This window comes from Agrobacterium sp. Ap1, from assembly GCF_017313375.1.
In the GTDB taxonomy this organism is placed as follows: domain Bacteria; phylum Pseudomonadota; class Alphaproteobacteria; order Rhizobiales; family Rhizobiaceae; genus Neorhizobium; species Neorhizobium cellulosilyticum.
In genome coordinates, this window is record NZ_JAFLMY010000036.1 from 1 (window position 1) to 18,144 (window position 18,144).

At 57.0% G+C, this 18,144-nt stretch carries 16 protein-coding genes; 8 read left to right on the forward strand and 8 right to left on the reverse strand.

Annotated elements, in window-relative coordinates; all coding sequences use genetic code 11:
- Positions 1–198 precede the first annotated feature (198 nt).
- The 3 genes from JZX87_RS29175 (at position 199) to JZX87_RS29185 (ending at position 2,697) form a co-directional block, all read left to right on the forward strand.
- A complete protein-coding gene (locus JZX87_RS29175; RefSeq protein WP_206829336.1) occupies positions 199–1,116 on the forward strand; it encodes a helix-turn-helix domain-containing protein in 918 nt (305 codons plus the stop codon).
- A 401-nt stretch (positions 1,117–1,517) separates the two neighbouring features.
- Positions 1,518–1,889 (forward strand): hypothetical protein, encoded by a 372-nt coding sequence (locus JZX87_RS29180; RefSeq protein ID WP_206829338.1) that lies wholly within the window; start codon positions 1,518–1,520, stop codon positions 1,887–1,889.
- A gap of 31 nt (positions 1,890–1,920) precedes the next feature.
- A complete protein-coding gene (locus tag JZX87_RS29185; RefSeq protein WP_206829340.1) occupies positions 1,921–2,697 on the forward strand; it encodes an L-iditol 2-dehydrogenase in 777 nt (258 codons plus the stop codon).
- A gap of 536 nt (positions 2,698–3,233) precedes the next feature.
- Here JZX87_RS29185 and moaA read toward each other — a convergent pair.
- From moaA to paoA, 5 genes are all read right to left on the reverse strand, one after another.
- A complete protein-coding gene (gene moaA / locus JZX87_RS29190; protein ID WP_286195176.1) occupies positions 3,234–4,220 on the reverse strand; it encodes a GTP 3',8-cyclase MoaA in 987 nt (328 codons plus the stop codon).
- 68 nt (positions 4,221–4,288) lie between these two features.
- Complete coding sequence (locus JZX87_RS29195; RefSeq protein ID WP_206829370.1) at positions 4,289–5,197, reverse strand: XdhC family protein; 909 nt, start codon at positions 5,195–5,197, stop codon at positions 4,289–4,291.
- 72 nt (positions 5,198–5,269) lie between these two features.
- The gene (gene paoC, locus JZX87_RS29200; protein ID WP_206829344.1) at positions 5,270–7,468 is read right to left on the reverse strand and encodes an aldehyde oxidoreductase molybdenum-binding subunit PaoC; all 2,199 of its coding nucleotides are present in this window, start codon (positions 7,466–7,468) and stop codon (positions 5,270–5,272) included.
- Between the two features lie 4 nt (positions 7,469–7,472).
- Complete coding sequence (locus tag JZX87_RS29205) at positions 7,473–8,423, reverse strand: FAD binding domain-containing protein (RefSeq protein WP_206829346.1); 951 nt, start codon at positions 8,421–8,423, stop codon at positions 7,473–7,475.
- Positions 8,420–9,058 (reverse strand): aldehyde dehydrogenase iron-sulfur subunit PaoA, encoded by a 639-nt coding sequence (paoA, locus tag JZX87_RS29210; protein ID WP_206829348.1) that lies wholly within the window; start codon positions 9,056–9,058, stop codon positions 8,420–8,422. The genes JZX87_RS29205 and paoA overlap by 4 nt, the downstream gene beginning before the upstream one ends.
- 449 nt (positions 9,059–9,507) lie before the next feature.
- On the opposite strand from paoA, the gene JZX87_RS29215 reads away from it, so the two are divergent.
- A complete protein-coding gene (locus tag JZX87_RS29215) occupies positions 9,508–9,918 on the forward strand; it encodes a cyclophilin-like fold protein (RefSeq protein ID WP_206829350.1) in 411 nt (136 codons plus the stop codon).
- 219 nt (positions 9,919–10,137) lie between these two features.
- A complete protein-coding gene (locus JZX87_RS29220) occupies positions 10,138–11,010 on the forward strand; it encodes an aldo/keto reductase (RefSeq protein ID WP_206829352.1) in 873 nt (290 codons plus the stop codon).
- A 267-nt stretch (positions 11,011–11,277) separates the two neighbouring features.
- On the opposite strand, the gene JZX87_RS29225 is transcribed toward JZX87_RS29220, so the two are convergent.
- Positions 11,278–12,384 carry an alpha/beta hydrolase gene (locus JZX87_RS29225; RefSeq protein ID WP_502711351.1) on the reverse strand — a complete coding sequence of 369 codons (1,107 nt, stop codon included), beginning with the start codon at positions 12,382–12,384 and terminating at the stop codon, positions 11,278–11,280.
- Positions 12,385–12,730: 346 nt separating this feature from the next.
- Between JZX87_RS29225 and JZX87_RS29230 the strand changes: the two genes are divergently transcribed.
- Together JZX87_RS29230 and JZX87_RS29235 are read left to right on the forward strand one after the other, a co-directional pair.
- The gene (locus JZX87_RS29230; protein ID WP_206829353.1) at positions 12,731–13,207 is read left to right on the forward strand and encodes a cytochrome P460 family protein; all 477 of its coding nucleotides are present in this window, start codon (positions 12,731–12,733) and stop codon (positions 13,205–13,207) included.
- Between the two features lie 31 nt (positions 13,208–13,238).
- Complete coding sequence (locus JZX87_RS29235) at positions 13,239–13,931, forward strand: DUF4405 domain-containing protein (protein WP_286195177.1); 693 nt, start codon at positions 13,239–13,241, stop codon at positions 13,929–13,931.
- A gap of 335 nt (positions 13,932–14,266) precedes the next feature.
- Here JZX87_RS29235 and JZX87_RS29240 read toward each other — a convergent pair whose 3' ends face one another.
- The gene (locus JZX87_RS29240; RefSeq protein WP_206829354.1) at positions 14,267–15,160 is read right to left on the reverse strand and encodes a LysR family transcriptional regulator; all 894 of its coding nucleotides are present in this window, start codon (positions 15,158–15,160) and stop codon (positions 14,267–14,269) included.
- Positions 15,161–15,531: 371 nt separating this feature from the next.
- Between JZX87_RS29240 and JZX87_RS29245 the strand changes: the two genes are divergently transcribed.
- The gene (locus JZX87_RS29245) at positions 15,532–16,782 is read left to right on the forward strand and encodes a flavin monoamine oxidase family protein (protein ID WP_206829355.1); all 1,251 of its coding nucleotides are present in this window, start codon (positions 15,532–15,534) and stop codon (positions 16,780–16,782) included.
- Positions 16,783–16,967: 185 nt separating this feature from the next.
- Here the strand turns inward: JZX87_RS29245 and JZX87_RS29250 are convergent, their stop codons facing one another.
- Positions 16,968–17,924, reverse strand: a complete 957-nt coding sequence (locus JZX87_RS29250) for an SDR family NAD(P)-dependent oxidoreductase (RefSeq protein ID WP_286195179.1) — start codon at positions 17,922–17,924, stop codon at positions 16,968–16,970.
- Positions 17,925–18,144 lie beyond the last annotated feature (220 nt).

Consider the following 18,144-nt stretch of genomic DNA (forward strand, 5'->3'; position numbering starts at 1 on the left):
GCTTGAACAACCCAACCCTACCGGAAAATCCCGATGACCACCCTTATTCAGCTACACCATCTCCCGGGACACGATCGTGAGATCGCGGCGGGTTGTTTGTGCCGCAGCCATCGAGCTGATCACGCAAGCCACTGACTGCCTCCGAACGATTTCGACGGTTGTGGTCAAGACACGTTGAATTTGTGCTACGAATATGTGTTGCGTGCGACGCCCGAGGATGCATTGACCTTACCCACTTCCAAGTCCGGCCCTCATAATCCGGTCTATGAACCAATCATACCGTCGGCGACGGAATGTTTCGTCTGGCGAACGGATGATTATCCTTTGTCGTGGAGTGTCTGGAATTCACATCCCGAATGTGAAATTCACCTGATCAGAAACGCAGGCGGCACATGTCACATTGGCGACTATATCGGAAGCTTCGGACCTGGTGACCTCTTCATCGTTGGGCGGGGATTGCCCCACAACTGGGTTACACCACTCAGGGCCGGCGAGCGCGTAGCAGCGAGAGACGTTATCCTGCAGTTTGACGAGGAGCGTATATTAGAGACAACCAATGCAATGCCGGAAGTGGCCGGACTGAAAGCGTTCCTTCTACTCGCCCGGAGAGGCATCGCTTTTCACGGTGAGACGCGTGAAAAGGGCGCCTATCTGATGGAAGCGATCGGCAAAACGCGTGGGCTCGAACGCCTTTCCCTCTTTTTTGCCCTCCTCCACGGACTATCAACCAGTTCAACCTACAGCCTGCTGTCGTCGACAGGTTTCGCGGCCCAAGCCAAGACTGTGCCCGATCCATCTGTCCGTGATGTCCTGACGTGGATGGCGGCGAATTATCATTCCAAAGTTCGTCTACCCCAGGCGGCAGCGATGGTCGGAATGACGGAAACATCATTCTCGCGGTTCTTCAAGCGCAACACTGGTACAACATTCACCCACTATTTAAGCGAACTCAGGATAGCGAAGGCTTGCGAACTTCTGATCCGCACCGATCTTTCCGTTACCAGCATATCGGCTGAGGTCGGATACGAAAACATGTCCAATTTCAACAGGTCCTTCAGAAAGTCTCGGCGTATTACTCCGGCAACATACCGCAAGAATGTCGTGTCCGCGAAATGACCTATGCTGTCCCGAAGGAATAGTCTTCGACTTTTAAGTCACTCAATCGGGATATAATTTCATCATTCCGACGCAGAGAGGACGCTAGTTCTCATCTATTGCGCCCAGTATTCTCCTCTCATCTTCAGGAGGACGATTGGATGCACAGTAGTCTAGCGATTTCACGGACCCCGCCGCATTCTGGGATTCCCATTGAGATGACCGGCCAATTTCCGAAGCCAGTGAGTGTAGCCGATCGCAATCATGTCGAAATATACCTGAAGCGAGACGCGCATGATCTTCAAAGCCACACATGCATCGTAGCGAAGAGCGACCTTCGGACTAGCTGGATCAAGCTCGAGAGCCATTCGAATTCGTGTTCCCTCGGTATGGTCTGCCGCTCCGGGCCGCGGAGTGAGGACTTGTCCGAACTATTGCGTGACGGGTTCGTCGGTATGCCATTGCCCGGCGCGATTGCCGTAATCGGCAGCGATCTGGACTTACTCGACAACTTGGCAAGGCTTTGCCGTGCCCACACGAGGCCCTACAGGATCAAAACTGCATCGCAAGGTTGGGTGCTCTTCGAGTTACCGCCGATCCTTATGCTTGTTGATGCAAGCGACAGATCGCTAGCTCACGCGATGAAAACTGCCGAAGAATTGCAAACACTGGATGTTGATATCAAGATTGCGATTGCATCCGGCTCTGATGGCGGCCCTCAGGTGTTTTTAAACGAACGCATCCGCAGGTTCTTCGGGAACCATCTCGTCCGGCACTTTCCCAGGATCTTCTAAGCCACCAAACAAATAATATAGGGAGACACATATGGCCTTGAGGCTCGAAAACAAGATCGCGATGATTACAGGCGCGGCCCGCGGAATAGGACTAGAATTCGCAAGAGCATACCTAACGGAAGGCGCCCGGGTCGCAATCTGCGACATCGATATCGCCCGTGCGGAAACGGCCGCCACCGAACTCGGTAATGGCGCGATCGCAGTGAAGCTCGACGTCACTAAGAAGGACAGCATCAACCAGGCCGTTCAAAAGGTGGTGGAGGTTTTTGGGAGGATTGACATCCTGGTCAACAATGCGGCGCTGTTCACGGCAGCGCCTATCGTCGAAATCGCAGAGTCGGACTACCGCAGAATTTTCGATGTGAACGTCTATGGCCCGCTCTTCACGCTACAATCGGTCGCTAAGCAGATGATCGCGCAAGGCAACGGCGGGAAGATTATCAACATGGCATCGCAGGCAGGCCGACGGGGCGAGGCTCTTGTTGCCGTTTATTGCGCCACGAAGGCTGCGGTGATTAGCCTTACGCAATCGGCGGGCCTAGACCTCATTCAGCACCGGATCAATGTCAACGCCATCGCGCCTGGTGTCGTCGACGGCGAACACTGGGATGGCGTCGATGCGTTCTTTGCGAAATACGAAGGCAAAGAACCTGGCCAGAAGAAAAAGGAAGTCGGCGAGGCTGTACCTTATGGCCGTATGGGAACCGCCCAGGATCTAACCGGCATGGCCGTATTTTTGGCTTCGTCGGAGTCGGATTATGTCGTTTCCCAAACTTACAACGTAGATGGCGGCCAGTGGATGAGCTGATCGGCGACCGGCCGCATTGGCACAGAAAATCGTTTCTTCAAGTGAGCAGACGCCCCCGTACCAAAACGGCACCGGACGAAAGAGGCCGTCGTCGGAGCTATTTATGTAGCCAACAGCCTGGAACCGCTCCCCGGTGACTTGCTTGAGTTGTCGTGCTCGCTGTCGAGGTGCTCTCAAAACAGCTATAAGGCGCCATCGCGGCGACGGGTACGCGCTACTTCATTTTCGTCAAGTTTCAACAAGACGATGTCGCATAAGAAAATCGATTTAGCCAACGATCAGCTGGTGCATTGCTGTATATGCGCAACCCACCCCATGGCGGAAACGAAGGCGAGCACCGCGAAGGTGCAGGATTGAAAGCCAGACATTTTGATAACATTCTCCATTGCTGATAGAGATCTTTTACACAATAGCTTTGTCGAATATTAGCTGGTTTATCGCGCATACGGTCATGCGCTACATCGATTAATCCCCCAAGGTTATGACGCTCCCAAGTTTGACCTGAAGGCAACGGCGGATATTACATATTCCATACGTCACCCGCCGGTGACGCTCATGTGGCGCGAGACGGCCGGGCGGTTGTTGCGGTTGATGATGAAGTCGTGGCCTTTTGGCTTGCGCGAGATCGCCTCATCGATCGCTTCCGAAAGAACGGCCGGATCGTCGGATGCGCGAAGGGCGGCCCGAAGATCGGCAGCGTCGTTCTGGCCGAGGCACATGTAGAGCGTACCCGTGCAGGTGAGGCGCACGCGGTTGCAGCCCTCGCAGAAATTATGCGTCATCGGCGTGATGAAGCCCAACCGCCCGCCGGTTTCGGCGACTTCAACATATCGGGCCGGGCCGCCGGTCTTATAGAGGATATCCCTGAAGGTGAATTGCCTTTCGAGATCTTCGCGCAGGGCAGACAGTGGCAGGTAGCGGTCGGTGCGGTCTTCTTCTATCTCGCCCATGGGCATGGTTTCGATAACGGTCAGATCCATGCCGCGGCCGTGCGCGAAGCGGATCATCTCAGGCATTTCGCCATCGTTGAAATCCTTGAGCGCGACCGCGTTCAGTTTGATCTTCAGGCCGGCCTTCTGCGCCGCATCGATGCCTTCCATCACCTTGCAGAAGTCACCCCAGCGCGTGATGGTTTTGAACTTGTCAGGATCGAGCGTATCGAGCGAGATGTTGATGCGCCGAACGCCGCAATCGTAAAGTTCCTGGGCGTGGCGGGCCAACTGGGACCCGTTTGTCGTCAGCGTCAGTTCGTCGAGGTCACCGGCTTCGATATGGCGACCGATCGACCGGACCAGATACATGATGTTCTTGCGCACCAGAGGTTCGCCGCCGGTCAGCCGAAGCTTGCGGACACCCTTGGCGACAAAGGCCGAACAGAGCCGGTCGAGCTCCTCCAGCGTCAGCAGGTCCTTTTTTGGCAGGAACGTCATGTTCTCCGCCATGCAATACGTACAGCGGAAGTCGCATCGATCTGTGACCGAGACACGCAGATAGGTAACCGCGCGGCCGTACCGGTCGACCATCGGAGCGGGTCTCCGTTGAGACAGGCCAAGTGGGACACCGGACGCATTTTTTTGCGGGAGATCGATGCTCATGCGAACACCGCAAGGCGAGTAGCGGCCACATCGGCGAGAACCGAGAGTGCTAACGAAGTGGCATCTCGCGTAGGGCCAAATAGTCCAATTGGCGCTTTGATACGTTCACAACAGTCCGAAGAAATGCCCTGCGATCTCAGCCGTTCGATACGGCGCCGGTGCGTACGCGTGCTCCCAAGTGCCCCGATGTAGAATGCCTGGGATGCCAGAGCCTTTTTCAGGATCGCGATTTCCTGATCCAGGTCGTGGTGCAGGAGCACGACAGCCGTGAACGGATCGATTTGGATAGAGCCGAGAGCGGACTGGGACCGGTTATTTGCTATGAGCTGTACGTCGTAACCCGAAGCCTCTGCGATATGACGGACGGCCTCGGCCTCTCCCGTCTGACCGGAAAGAACAACCCTTGTTTGCGGACGGTAGAGCGACACGAACGTACTGTCACGCCACTCCGATCGCCCGGGAAGCTTGTCAACAGGAACGAGCGACTGCGATTGCAGCGTATACGCTAAAGCAGCTGATCGGCGATTGGCCAAATTGCTTATAACATCGTACAGTATTCCTGCGTCACGCAGAACATGTATGGCGACCGAGATGCCTCCACCACAGGGCAGCGCGATATCAAAGAACGGCGACCCTTCCCCGAACTTCACGACCCGGTCTCGATTTTCCGCGATCGCCTGGAGGGCTTCGGCCGCTACGGCAGCCTCGACGCACCCGCCAGAAACGTATCCACAAAATCTGCCGTCGGCAGCAACGGCGACGTGCGCACCAAGAGCCCGAGCAGCCCCTCCTCTGATTTCGATAAGAGTTGCAAGGGCCGCCGGACCGTGACTCATAGCCTCAGCCGCGAAGCGAAGTATGTCTGCGGGATTATCGGCCGAGCTCACCCTCACGGGCACCGGCATTGTTGCTAAGCAGATGTCGTTCAAATCCGTCCTCGCAGGTTCAGCGGTGGCCGAACCGGCCACCGCGAATGTTTAGGCAACGTCGGGCAATTCGCCAATGAGCTTGTCCAGTGTGATCGGATAGTGCCTGACGCGAACGCCGGTCGCATTGTAGATGGCGTTGGCAATGGCGGCAGAAACACCGCAAAGCCCCAGCTCTCCCACCCCCTTCGCCTTCATCGGAGAAGAGTAAGGGTCGGTTTCGTCCATGAAGATGACCTCCTGGTGCGGAATGTCCGCATGGACCGGCACCTCGTATCCGGCGAGGTCATGATTGACGAAGAAACCGTGGCGGGTGTCGACCGCGAGTTCCTCCGACAACGCGCCGCCGGCGCCCATGGTCATCGCACCAATGACCTGGCTGCGGGCGGTAATCGGATTGAGGATGCGACCCGCCGCACAGACTGCGAGCATGCGGCGAATACGGGTTTCACCGGTCGCCACATCAACCCCGACCTCGACGAAGTGTCCGCCGAACGTGGATTGCTGGTGCGTCTTGGTCAGATCGCCCCACGTCATCGTATCCTCGCCGATAAGCCCTTCCGCGCCGGCAGCTTCCGCCAGTCGGACGGACCGGTTGCCGGCTCGGACTTCTCCGTTTTCGAAGACGATGTCTGTCGAGTTGAAGCCGAGCTTGCTGGCAACCGTTTCGCGCAGCTTAATGCAGGCCGCATAAACGCCGGAGGTTGCAGAATTGGCACCAAACTGCCCGCCGGAACCTGCAGATACTGGAAAGCGGGAATCACCGAGCTGAACCGCCACCTTGTCCACGCCGACACCCATCATTTCGGCGGCGGTCTGGGCGATGATCGTATAACTGCCGGTACCGATATCGGTCATGTCGGTTTCGACGGTGACAACACCTTCACGGTCAAGCTTGACGCGCGCCCCCGACGGCAAGACGAGATTGTTGCGAAAGGCGACGGCAACGCCCATGCCGATCATCCACTGGCCTTCGCGCCGGCTCGCCGGGAGACCACGCTTGTCCCATCCGAACTTTTCTGCGCCTAGCTTGAGGCAGCCAATGAGATCGCGATGGGAGAACGGACGTTCCGGCTTCTCGGGATCGACTTGCGTATCGTTGGCGATCCGGAATTCGATGGGATCCATCCCGAGCTTTTCCGCCATTTCGTCGATCGCAATCTCAAGCGCCATTAGACCCGGCGCCTCGCCTGGCGCCCGCATGGCGTTGCCTTCCGGAAGATCCAATGTGGCAAGCTTCATGGCCGTCATCCGGTTGGCGCCCGCATAAAGCAGGCGCGTCTGCATGACGGCGGTTTCAGGCCCTCCACCGGGAAGATCGCCGGACCAGCTTTCATGCGCGATGGCGGTGATCTTGCCATCCCGCTCGGCCCCGATGCGAATGCGCTGGATGGTCGCCGGACGATGGGTCGTGTTGTTCGGCATCATCGGGCGGGGAAGCGCGACTTTCACCGGGCGGCCGACGGCCTTGGCTGCGAAAGCGGCCAGGACCGCGTCGACTCTGAGGAAAAGCTTGCCGCCGAAACCGCCGCCGATAAACGGCGACATCAGATGGACGTTCTCCTTGTCGACGCCAAGGGTCGTCGCGAGGTCTGTGCGCGACCAGTCAATCATCTGGTTCGACGTCCACACAGTCACCTCGTCGCCGTCCCATGTCGCGATCGAGGCATGCGGCTCCATCATCGAATGAGACTGGTCAGGCGTCGTGTACTCGGCGTCTAGCGTCACCGCTGCTGCGCGGTAGGCGCCATTAAAGTCCCCGACTGAGCTTTCAGGTTCAGTCGATGGATCAGGGGACTTGGCATTCCCCATCTCGCCGCGCAGGTCGAACGAGCCTTTTTCAGGAGCGTAATCGACCTTGAGCAAAGCAGCGGCAGCGCGCGCTTGTTCGAACGTCTCGGCGATGACGACCGCGACGGCCTGGTGGTAGTGCTGGATATTGCTTCCGCCGAACAGGTTCGCGGTGTTGAACTTCCCCTTTTTCAGGTCGCCGACATCAAGCGTGGTGACGACGCCAAGCACGCCCGCCGCCTTTTTGGCCGCGGAACTGTCGATGGCGGTTATCTTCCCTTTGGCGATGGCGGATCCGACTGGATAACCGTAGGCGTAACGGATGTTGGGATCATGCCACTCATAGGCATACATGGCACGGCCGGAGACTTTCAGCTCACCGTCGATGCGGTGGATTGGCTTGCCGACAACCTTGAGCTGGTCAATCGGGTTAGTCGTGGCTGGTTTATCGAATTGCATTGGCTTATCCCCTCGCTTCCGTCAAAACCGCGCCAAGTGTGCGCTCGACGAGATCGACCTTGAACCTGTTCTGCTCCGTAGGACGGGCCCCCGCCATCAGAGCCGCTGATGTCGCTCGAGCACCTTTCGTCAACTCGCCCTCGGCGGCCTCGACCCGCCATGGTTTGTGCGCGACCCCACCCACGGCGACCTTACCGCTTCCGTCAGGCTGGATGACAGCGCCAACCGATACCAGTGCGAACGCGTAGGATGCACGATCACGGACCTTGCGATAAATATGCCTGCCGCCAATCGGTGACGGCAGCACCACGCCGGTGATGAACTCACCTTGCTCGAGCGTTGTCTCGATATGCGGAGTATCGCCTGGCAGGCGGTGAAAATCGGCGATCGCGATGGAGCGCTTCGAGCCGTCTGGCTTTACCGTTTCGACGACTGTATCGAGCACCCGCATGGCGACGGCCATGTCGCTCGGATGCGTAGCGATACACGCCTCGCTGGTTCCGATGACACCAAGCTGCCGGGAGATGCCGCCGATCGCGGAACAGCCGCTGCCGGGGTTACGCTTGTTGCAGGGCTGGTTTGAATCGTAGAAGTAGGGACAGCGGGTGCGTTGCAGAAGATTGCCGGCCGTCGTCGCCTTGTTGCGGAGCTGGCCCGACGCGCCCGCGACAAGCGCGCGGGACAGAAGTCCGTAGTCTCGGCGCACGGTATCGTCGGCCGCAAGGTCAGTGTTCCTGACAAGCGCGCCGATGCGTAAACCACCCTCCGCTGTTTTCGCGATCGTATCGAGCTCGAGACCGTTGATGTCGATCAAGTGCGATGGCTGTTCGATCTCAAGCTTCATCAGATCGAGAAGGTTCGTGCCTCCCGCGATGAATTTTGCATCCGGGTTCTGGGCCGCCGCCTTGGCCGCGGCCTCTGCGGAAGAGGCTTTCTCATAAGTAAACGCCTTCATGCCGGTACTCCCGCTACTTCGCTGATCGCATCGAGAATGTTGGAATAAGCCCCGCATCGACAGATATTACCGCTCATGCGTTCACGGATCTCGGCCGATGTGACAACGGCCTGCAGTGTCAAGTCTTCGGTGACGTGGCTCGGGATGTTTGCCTTGATCTCCTCAAGCACCGCCACGGAGGAACAGATCTGTCCCGGAGTACAATACCCGCACTGGAAGCCGTCGTGTTTGACGAAGGCAGCCTGCATCGGATGCAGATTGCCCGGCTGGCCCAATCCTTCGATCGTGGTGATTTCGTCACCGTCATGCATGACGGCCAACGTAAGACAGGAATTGATACGCCGACCGTCTACCATGACGGTGCAGGCGCCGCACTGGCCATGGTCGCAACCTTTTTTGGTGCCGGTAAGATGAAGATGCTCCCGCAACGCGTCGAGCAAAGTTGTACGGTTGTCGATGGCAAGGTCGTACCTTTTGCCATTCACGCTTAACGCAACTTGTGTCGAGGTATTCACTGAACTCCCCATCGCTTCTGCCGATGCCTTGCCGCCGATTGTTTGACTGATAACTGCCGTAGCGGCAGATGAAACAAGCAGGGATCGACGGGAAAGTTCCAGGTGGCTGAGACTGGGCATGACCTTCTCCGGTTTTTTGGTTGACGTAAGTGAAACAAACGCGACTCCTGGAACTAGCGCGAACCGGCAGGGAGACTATGCCCTCAATTTCGATTGAAGTTATCGAACTGACGCATAAATCCGCCATGGCGGATTGGTGTCCCTTTGACCACGTTGTATCGTACCTGCCTCTCGAATGTCGTGGGAAGAGTTCTTTAACGGCTCAAGGCCTCGGCGCCGCTTCTCAAAGTTTTGCCCATTCGTGAATCACATTGATAAATTCATGCAATTTTGCAGGGATAATAATTTGGTTAACGGGGTGCTAGCAGTCTATATGACCGATTCTTATGCGTTTCCTACAGCTCTGAAAACGTCACGAACATGCAGGGGCCCACGATTGAAAAAATCTCCCCGGTTGAATGCATTTATATCCACAGTAGCTTCACCGACGATAGGCACGGATCAGAAATATGTTGAAGATAACAGTGGGGGCACTGTCCATAGCCCTCGGACTGACAGGAACCGCTATGGCGCAACAGCGTATTATTATTTCCTCTGACTGGGGGCAAGTCACAGCAGAGCTCGCGGAAAACAACGCTGCCAAGGCTCTGGCAGATATGTTGCCGTTGACTATCGAGATGTCCGACCACCTGCGTCAGGAGAAGACCGGCAATTTGCCCTCGGCTCTGCCATCCTCGCAGCGTCAGCGCGATTTCTCGACCGGCACCCTGGGTTTATGGAGTTCGGGTGATTTCGTGATCTATTACCGCGATGGACAAGTCCCGCAACCGGGCATCGTCATCCTTGGTAAGGTTACCGGCGACGTGTCGATTTTCGATCGACCTGGCGCCGTGACAGTTAAGGTTGAAGCAGCTCGATAAACATCGAGCTATGCAATCAGCTGCGCCTGAAACGGATGCGGCCATTGGGCTCCGCATTCGAACAGCGTTATAATTCATACTTTCTCAGCCGGCCCCGTATCGCGAACAGCAGACGACTAGGCATGGCTTTCAGATTGTCGCTCCACTGCAGTCTGTCAGGGATGCTGACGCCGGGACGCTTGAGAGTCGCGACAATGAATTCAACCGAAGAAAACGGATATGAACAATATTGACGCCACTTTTTCAGGCCAATTCAGCATACGGGGCGAGATGCCGGTCAATCGCCTTGGTTTTGGCGCCATGCGCTTGACGGGTCTGGGTATCTGGGGCGAACCGGAAGATCGCGACGAGGCCATTCGTGTCCTGCATCGCCTGCCCGATCTTGGCGTAAACTTCATCGACACGGCCGACAGCTACGGACCGTTCATCAGCGAGGATCTGATCGCCGAAGTGCTAGCGCCCTACAAGGGTCTGCTCATTGCCACAAAGGGTGGACTGGTGCGGCCTGGCCGCACGGAGGGGCAATGGCCGCAGGTGGGTGATCCCAATTATCTCGGGCAGGCCGTCCGTATGAGCCTGCGACGTCTGAAGGTCGAACAGATCGACCTGTGGCAGCTCCACCGCATCGACCCCAAGGTACCAGCAACCGAACAGTTCGAAGCGATCCGCTCGTTCATTGATCAGGGCTTTATCCGCTACGCTGGTCTCAGCCAGGTAACGGTCGACGAGATCAAGGCGGCGCAAAAGATATTTCCGGTCGCGACGGTGCAGAACCGCTACAATCTTGTAGACCGGGCTGATGAAGCAGTTCTCGACTATTGCGAAGCCAATGGTATTGGCTTCATTCCCTGGTTTCCGCTTGCAGCCGGGACGCTCGCCCAGACTGGTGGAATTGTCGATAGCCTCGCAAAGGCGAAGGGCGCTACGCCGGGACAAATTGCCCTGGCCTGGATACTGAAGCGTAGCCCGGTCATGCTGCCAATTCCAGGCACGAGCCGGGTCAAGCATCTCGAGGAAAATGTAGCAGGTGCCGCTATCACATTATCCGACGAGGAATTTCAGCAGCTTGATCAGGCGTCCAGGAACGCCTGAGACTTTCTGTCGGTTTAGGAGCAGGCTTCGTCACCCTTGCCAACGGAAGAAGTTTCATTGACTGTCGGCGATGCCGCAACCCAGAGGTTGCCGGCCGGTACCGGTGGTTCGCCACGGTCCGGCGAGACTCCGTCGCATGACGGGTTTATCCGATGAGAAACCGAACCTGGTAGAGTATTCCGAGAGCGTCGCCCCACCATTCGACCAACGATACGGCAACAAACGGAGAGCCCGCGTAAAGCGGACTCTCCGAGCCTTTTGATCCGATCAGGCGGAAAGGTGCTGCTCGAAGAAGCTAGACAGCTTGTCGAACGGGATCACATCCGTTTTGTCATAGAGATCGGTGTGGCTGGCGCCCGGGATAACCATCAGCTCCTTCGGCTCTGCCGCTGCTGCATGGGCGGTTTGGGCGAAGTAAAGCGAATGCGCCTTTTCGCCATGGATGAAAAGGACAGGGCGGGGCGAAATTTCTGCGATATACGTCAAGATCGGCATATTCATGAACGAGATCGGCGTGGTTTGCGACCAGGCGTTACCCGAGTTGACGGCCCGCTTGTGATATCCTCGCGGCGTCGAGTAGTAATCGTGATAGTCGACCATGAACTGCGGCGCATCTTTGGCAACTTCAGCGTTATAAGCAGCCTGATAGGCGGGGGTGCCCTTTTGCACGTCGGTCCAGCGCTGACGGCTCATCTTCTCGAGAGCCTGCGTGCGCTGTTCCAGGGTAACGCTGTCATTGTAGCCCTTTGACATGACCCGGGTCATATCGTACATCGTGCTCGCAACGACGGCCTTGACACGCTTGTCGGATGCAACGGCATTCAGCGCCATGCCACCCCATCCGCATATACCGATGACACCGATCCGTTCGCGGTCGACTTCAGGGCGCAGACCGATGTAATCCACCGCCGCGCTGAAATCCTCTGTATTGATGTCTGGTGACGCGATATTGCGCGGTTCACCACCACTTTCGCCGGTGTAGGAAGGATCGAACGCCAACGTGATGAAACCGCGTTCGGCCATCGTTTGCGCATAGAGACCCGAAGACTGTTCCTTCACCGCGCCGAACGGTCCGCCTACGACGATTGCCGGCATTGCGCCGCTGTTGCGGTTTTTTGGCACGTAGAGATCGGCCGCCAGGGTAATACCGTAGCGGTTGCTGAACGTGACTTTCCGGTGATCGACGTTTTCGCTCTTTGGGAAAACCTTGTCCCATTCCTGCGCCATGTTCAAAGTCTGCGCCTCTGCATTCGATGCCGTCATCATTGAGGAAACGCTCATTGCCGCGACGCCGACGCTCGCCATTTTGAAAAGTCCGCGTCGATCCAAATCGAGGCTCGAGCTTTCAGTACCAGTTTCGTTCGGATTGCTCACTTTAAACTCCTTCGTGGTCGCCTGACGTACGGCCGAGAGGCTGCCCGTATCTACGGTCGTGCAGCAACGTCCGCTAAAAGATAAGGCGGAGTGGGAGTTGGAATTAGTCCTTGAAAGGCGGATGTTATCATGAGCAATATTCATGAATGAATTGATCCACTTCAATTTGGCGCGAGCAGAAACTTTCAACGACTTTGGTTTTTGGAACGGGGCGTTTCATGAGCCTCATTCATGATGGCATGCCGTTTTGAGCGGGTACTTGCCGAGCTCCCGGTCCTGTAAAGCCTAACGGGTGCTCTGATGGCATATTGCCGTGGGTCACATACAGGGGAAAGTTTCGGGAAGCATGGACAAGAAATTCCGCAAATATGGATTGCCCGCTCTCGTCTTATTGACGACGACCCTTGCAGGATATCTGCTTCTTCCCGAAGGCTCCGGACCTGTTCCTGCGCTTGCGCAGGTTGGCACCGTGTCCTTCCCCGACCTCGATAAGCTCGTTCATTACACGACGGTCCGGCGCGGTGTGACCCGTGAGCACATGCTCATCAATCAGACTGCGCTTGACGCCATCCAGGCCGGACAACCGGTCCCAGCAGGGACAAGCGTAGTTCTCGTAGATCATCAAAGTGATGTTCTCGCGCGATACCTGATCGCCCAGAAGAATGGGGATGGTCCGGATGACTGGGCCTATCAGGCCTTCAACACCGATCGCTCGATCAAGACGGACGACGAAAGCCCTGCTCGCTGTTTTTCCTGCCATCAGACCCGGCGGGATCGGCAGTTCATGTTCACCTTCAGCGACGCGCGAAGCTTTAAACCATGAGCGCTGCGCAGTTTGAAACGGAGCGCGGATTTTGAAATCGCCTGTCCGTGATCGTCTTCTCCTTCCTGCTGGGATGCTGGCGCTCTTATTGCTGTCGCTGGCTTACTGGTGGCTCGAGAACCTGCCGCACGAGATTTTCGGTACAGCTTTGCTCGTGTTGCTCGGCTGGCACCTCGTGGTCAATCGGTATTGGTTTGGCAAACTTTTGCGCGGGCGGTACGACGCAAGACGCATCGCGGTCGTGGCGCTTCACGCGATCCTGATCGTCAATATGCTCATCCTCTTGTTCACCAGTGTCGTAATCTCGAAATCGCTCTTCGCCGCGCTCCCGATCCCGGACAGCATCTATTTGCGCGAGGTCCACTGGTTTTCTGCCTACTGGGTGTTGCTGTTCGTGGGCGCCCATCTCGGACTGCATTGGACCCGCGTGATGGCCTTGAGTCGGTCGGTCCTACGACTGTCCTCGATGAACCCGACGAGGACGGCAGCGCTTCGCTTCGCAACCCTTGTGCTTGCCGGCTTCGGAGTCTGGAGCTTCTCGGTCCTCGACGTCTGGGGCAAGCTAACGTTCACCTACAGCCTGGATGTCTGGAATTTCAGAACCTCCGTGACGCCTTTTTTCGGCCACTGGACAGGCGTCGTCGCGCTCATTGCGATCGCTACCCACTATTCGATGCTCTTCTGGCGGGGACGTTCCAGTTCACCGCGCTCGACAGCACATTAACGTCAGAGGTCGAGGTGCATTGTAAGACGACGACGGAGCCTCGCACCCGTCGAGTGCCTGCCACTACACGGTTCTTTCACAACACCTCCAGTTGTTATGACATTGCCCACGATGGTCCGGACGGAAGTTTTCGGCTTCTACTCAGCCCAGCTCAAGCATTGGCGCGTGCTGTCGTTTTCCGTCCGCGCCATCGCGAACACACCGAATCTTGCCAATTATGACATGCTTTGCAGCTTAAGAGAGCCGTGCCGCAACCGAATCTGGGTTGCCAGCTCTTCCGCGTGGCAATTCACATTTACCTGACCGGACTCTATCGGGCCAAAGCAGCGGATGCCTCAGCTTCGGTGACGCAATGCCTCAAGCAGAACGGCGAACGCTGGTGAGGACTGACGGCGGTGGGGATAGTAAAGATAGTAGCCCTCCCAGGGTGGGCAAAATTTGTCCAGCACTCGGACAAGTTTCCCGCTCGCCAGATGGGGAGCGGCGACATCCTCCGGCGTATAGGCCAGACCAAATCCGGCCAGCGCCGCTTCGACAGTGTCATAGCTATTGTTAAAGGCCAGTTGCCCTTCTACCCGAATATTGATCTCTTGCCCTTCTTCCTCGAATTCCCAAGGCCAGTAGCCGCCCAAGGTTGGCAAGCGCTCGTTGATGCAACAGTGTCGCAGAAGATCCTTCGGGTGCGACGGTGGTTCATTGTTTGCAAAGTAAGATTTGGAACCAACGACTGCAAACCGCATATTTGGTCCTATGCGGGCCGAGATCATATCCTTGGCTACCTGCTCGCCCATCCGAACACCGGCATCGTAACGCTCTGCAACGATATCGGTCAGCCCGTTTTCCCTGGTGAGTTCGACCTTAACGTCGGGATAAGACAGCAAGAATTTTTGCAGCTTCGGCCACAGGACAAATCGGATCGCGTGGTCAGAGGCGGATATACGGATGGTACCAGCGGGCTTGTCTCGCAGATCGCTGAGGCTGTCGATCTGACTTTCGATTTCATCGAAAAGCGGGCCTATACCAATAAGCAGGCGCTCACCTGCTTCGGTCGGAGAGACCGCACGCGTCGTCCTCGTCAACAACCGAACACCGAGCCGCGCTTCGAGCTGCCGGATCGTATGGCTAAGCGCAGATTGGGAGACTCCCATCTTGGCGGCAGCGCGTGTAAAACTGCTTTCGCGCGCGACCTCGAGGAAGGCTTGCAGATCATTGAAGTTCTCTCGAGCCATTCATTAATTTTCCTCATTTGTTAACTCTGATTATGCATGCGGAGGCGCGCATGACAACCAATTCCAATCAGGTTGCTGATCACAATACACCAACGAAAGCGTGAGCAATCTTCCGAGCTGAGATGACATCGAACCAGACATGCGTCGTTCAACTCGGCGTGGCGGCGCTCTAGTAGATTGGAAGGAATTCATGAGTTAGATTCATCGCAGCATGCAGTTCAAATTGGGTAGTTCCGCTCGTTTCGAGCCGGTAATCTCGAGCCTAGAGGTGTGTGCCGACGTTCCTGCGGCCGGGCATGCGCCAAAAAAAACGGAAGCCGGGTGCCTGCACTCGGCCCACGCGTTATCTTCGGACCCAAATGAGTAGTGAGATGTCGAACGACGTTGACGTTGTCATAATTGGCGCAGGCGCCGCCGGGATTGCGGCGGCGTGCCACCTGCAGGAAAGAGATGTTTCGGTCCTTCTCCTCGAGGCTTCGCCACGACTGGGCGGACGGGCATGGACTGTCGAAGCACAGACGCACAAACTCGACCTTGGATGTGGCTGGCTCCACTCAGCAGAACGCAATCCGTGGATGCATCTTGCCAACATCCAAGGCCTCGAGATTGACCGCAGCGATGCCGCATGGGGTCGCCAGTATCTGGATCTCGGCTTCTCGGTCAATGATCAACGTGAGGCACGGGCTGCGCTGAACGACTGGGAAAAACGTCTTCCAGCGGTGGTGCCACAAAGCGACCGGGCAAGCGACGCGATGAGTGAGGACGCTCCGTGGAACACCTATATCCGGTCAATCTGTGGTTTTTCAAACGGCGTCTCTCCAGACCGGATGTCAGCAAAGGACTATCTGGCGTATGACGCTGCGTGCAGCTATCGAAACTGGCGTGTCCCCTCAGGCATGGGCACCCTGATTTCCCGCAGTTTGCCGTCCCATTCGGCTGTAAGCCTTTCCACGCCGGTGACGGCCATAGCCGAGGATCCGCAAGGTCTGCGTATTGCGACGGCGAAAGGTGACATTCGCGCGCGTACGGCTATCTTGACCGTATCGACCAAGGTCCTGGCGGGAGACGCGATCAGGCTGCCGAACGATCTCGACCCGTGGCTGGACGCCGCCAGCCACCTACCACTCGGTCAGAACGAAAAGCTATTCCTGCTGGCCAACGACCCTCTGTTCGTAAGTGAAACCCATTTGTTCGCCGATCCGGCAAACCCACTCGCCTGCGATTTCTACATTCGTCCCTTCGGCCGGCCGGTGATCGAATGTTATCTTGGGGGTGATAGCGCACGGGTCATGTCAGAGGATGGCTTGGTCGCTGCCTTTACGCTTGCGATGGATCAGCTTGCCGATCTTTTCGGGAACGGCGTTCGATCGAAGCTCAAGCCACTCGCTAATTCGAACTGGTCACGCCTCGACCGGATCGGCGGAGCCTACAGTAGCGCCTTACCGGGCAGGTCAGGCGCAAGAAGCCTTCTCGCAAAGTCGTGGAAAGAAAGGCTCTTCTTTGCAGGGGAAGCCACCAACCCGGATGACTATGCAACCGCGCATGGCGCACATGCTAGCGGGGCGCGCGCCGCAAACGAAGCCATAGCAGCGCTGGCTCGACATCGCGATGTCGCGGCATAGCTCCAGAGAATGGGGCGTCCATCGGAATTGAAGCAGATGCCTGCAGTTCAAGACGGGCATGTGTTGCCCGCAGCGTATAGCGGTGCGCGCGGTGTCGAGTCCGAGAGCTTCTGCTCGACGTCTGCTGACTTATCCGGCGACCCTTTTAGGGCGTTCGATCGCGTGCCTGGGCGATACGCCCCTCCTCAGCCTAGCGAGGCCCCGGTACGCTTTTCAAAGGCTGCGATCAATGCGTCTTGCGCCTTTTCGTCATAACCGCTGGAGTTAACGCTGGTTTCCTCCTTCTGATGAAAGAGAAATTTGCCGGTCATCTGGCCGGCAGGACCTGTTCCCTCGCTCAACTGGACCTGCGTCATGTAGCCGGCACGGAGATTGTCCGGCGCATACGGACCGTTGTGAAAGCCCATCACCGTTGCTACCCAGCCCGGCGCCACTGCGTTGACACGCAGGTCTGGACGACGGCGTGCGACCGCCGTGGCCAATGTCGCCATGTGGAGCTTGCTGTCGTTATAATTGACGTTCGTGCCGCCACTGCGAACCTCGTGGAGCTTGAGGTCTCCGCCCAGGTGGAGGGAGGATGTGAGATAGATCATCGCTTCCCGAGGGGTATCGACAAGACTGGTCAAAAGGTAGGGAGACAGGGAGTTTGCGTTAAGTATCTCCGCATCAGGAAGGCCATACTCGCCCGAATTGTGAATGATGACATCGAATGTGCCCAGCGCGTTGATTTGCCCAGCCAGTGAGCGTGTTTCGTCAAGGTCCAGCAGGTTCCCGATGACGACGGCGTCCAGGTCGCGCCTCGCTTCGGCAGCGCGCTGCTCGTTACGCGCGTGGGCAACAATATGATGACCTCGGCGCAGCAGATGCGCGGCGGCAAGCTGTCCCAGCCCAGCAGTCGAACCGGTAATCAAGATGCGTTTCCTGCGTGTCTCGTTCGACGGACGGACGTTTGCCTCTATGTATCGCAACTCATCGGCGACTTGCTGTGTATTATAGACGCCCACACCGAACCGATCCCCTCTGACCGTGGGCCCTGAGCCTGGCTGCGAGGCTGCAGCGAGCGCGAACCGGGGAGCGGTGTATCCGTCCAGTCCACAGATTCCAAACGCAGTGGCGGAAAGAATGAGGTTGCGTCTGCTCATATTGGTCACGACCACTTTCCTTTTTCAGATAATGCTCAAACAATAGACCTGAACTCTTTCCGCATTAATCGCCCAAAGCAGCATGTTGCTATGAGGCAAGCTCACGAATAGAACCAACCCGGTTGCGCTTCCCTGGCCCTCTGATTAACGAGCTCGCGGGGCTGACGAAGAGACCTGTCCCGCTGGACGACCGTCAATCGGCATATGTGAGAAGTCTTTG

Coding starts and splice junctions, on each gene's coding strand:
- JZX87_RS29245 (WP_206829355.1), top strand. CDS start 15,532: ATGTCGAACGACGTTGACGTTGTCATAATTGGCGCAGGCGCCGCCGGG.
- JZX87_RS29240 (WP_206829354.1), bottom strand. CDS start 15,160: ATGGCTCGAGAGAACTTCAATGATCTGCAAGCCTTCCTCGAGGTCGCG.
- JZX87_RS29250 (WP_286195179.1), bottom strand. CDS start 17,924: ATGAGCAGACGCAACCTCATTCTTTCCGCCACTGCGTTTGGAATCTGT.
- paoA (WP_206829348.1), bottom strand. CDS start 9,058: ATGCCCAGTCTCAGCCACCTGGAACTTTCCCGTCGATCCCTGCTTGTT.
- JZX87_RS29205 (WP_206829346.1), bottom strand. CDS start 8,423: ATGAAGGCGTTTACTTATGAGAAAGCCTCTTCCGCAGAGGCCGCGGCC.
- moaA (WP_286195176.1), bottom strand. CDS start 4,220: ATGGTCGACCGGTACGGCCGCGCGGTTACCTATCTGCGTGTCTCGGTC.
- JZX87_RS29185 (WP_206829340.1), top strand. CDS start 1,921: ATGGCCTTGAGGCTCGAAAACAAGATCGCGATGATTACAGGCGCGGCC.
- JZX87_RS29195 (WP_206829370.1), bottom strand. CDS start 5,197: ATGCCGGTGCCCGTGAGGGTGAGCTCGGCCGATAATCCCGCAGACATA.
- JZX87_RS29230 (WP_206829353.1), top strand. CDS start 12,731: ATGGACAAGAAATTCCGCAAATATGGATTGCCCGCTCTCGTCTTATTG.
- JZX87_RS29215 (WP_206829350.1), top strand. CDS start 9,508: ATGTTGAAGATAACAGTGGGGGCACTGTCCATAGCCCTCGGACTGACA.
- paoC (WP_206829344.1), bottom strand. CDS start 7,468: ATGCAATTCGATAAACCAGCCACGACTAACCCGATTGACCAGCTCAAG.
- JZX87_RS29220 (WP_206829352.1), top strand. CDS start 10,138: ATGAACAATATTGACGCCACTTTTTCAGGCCAATTCAGCATACGGGGC.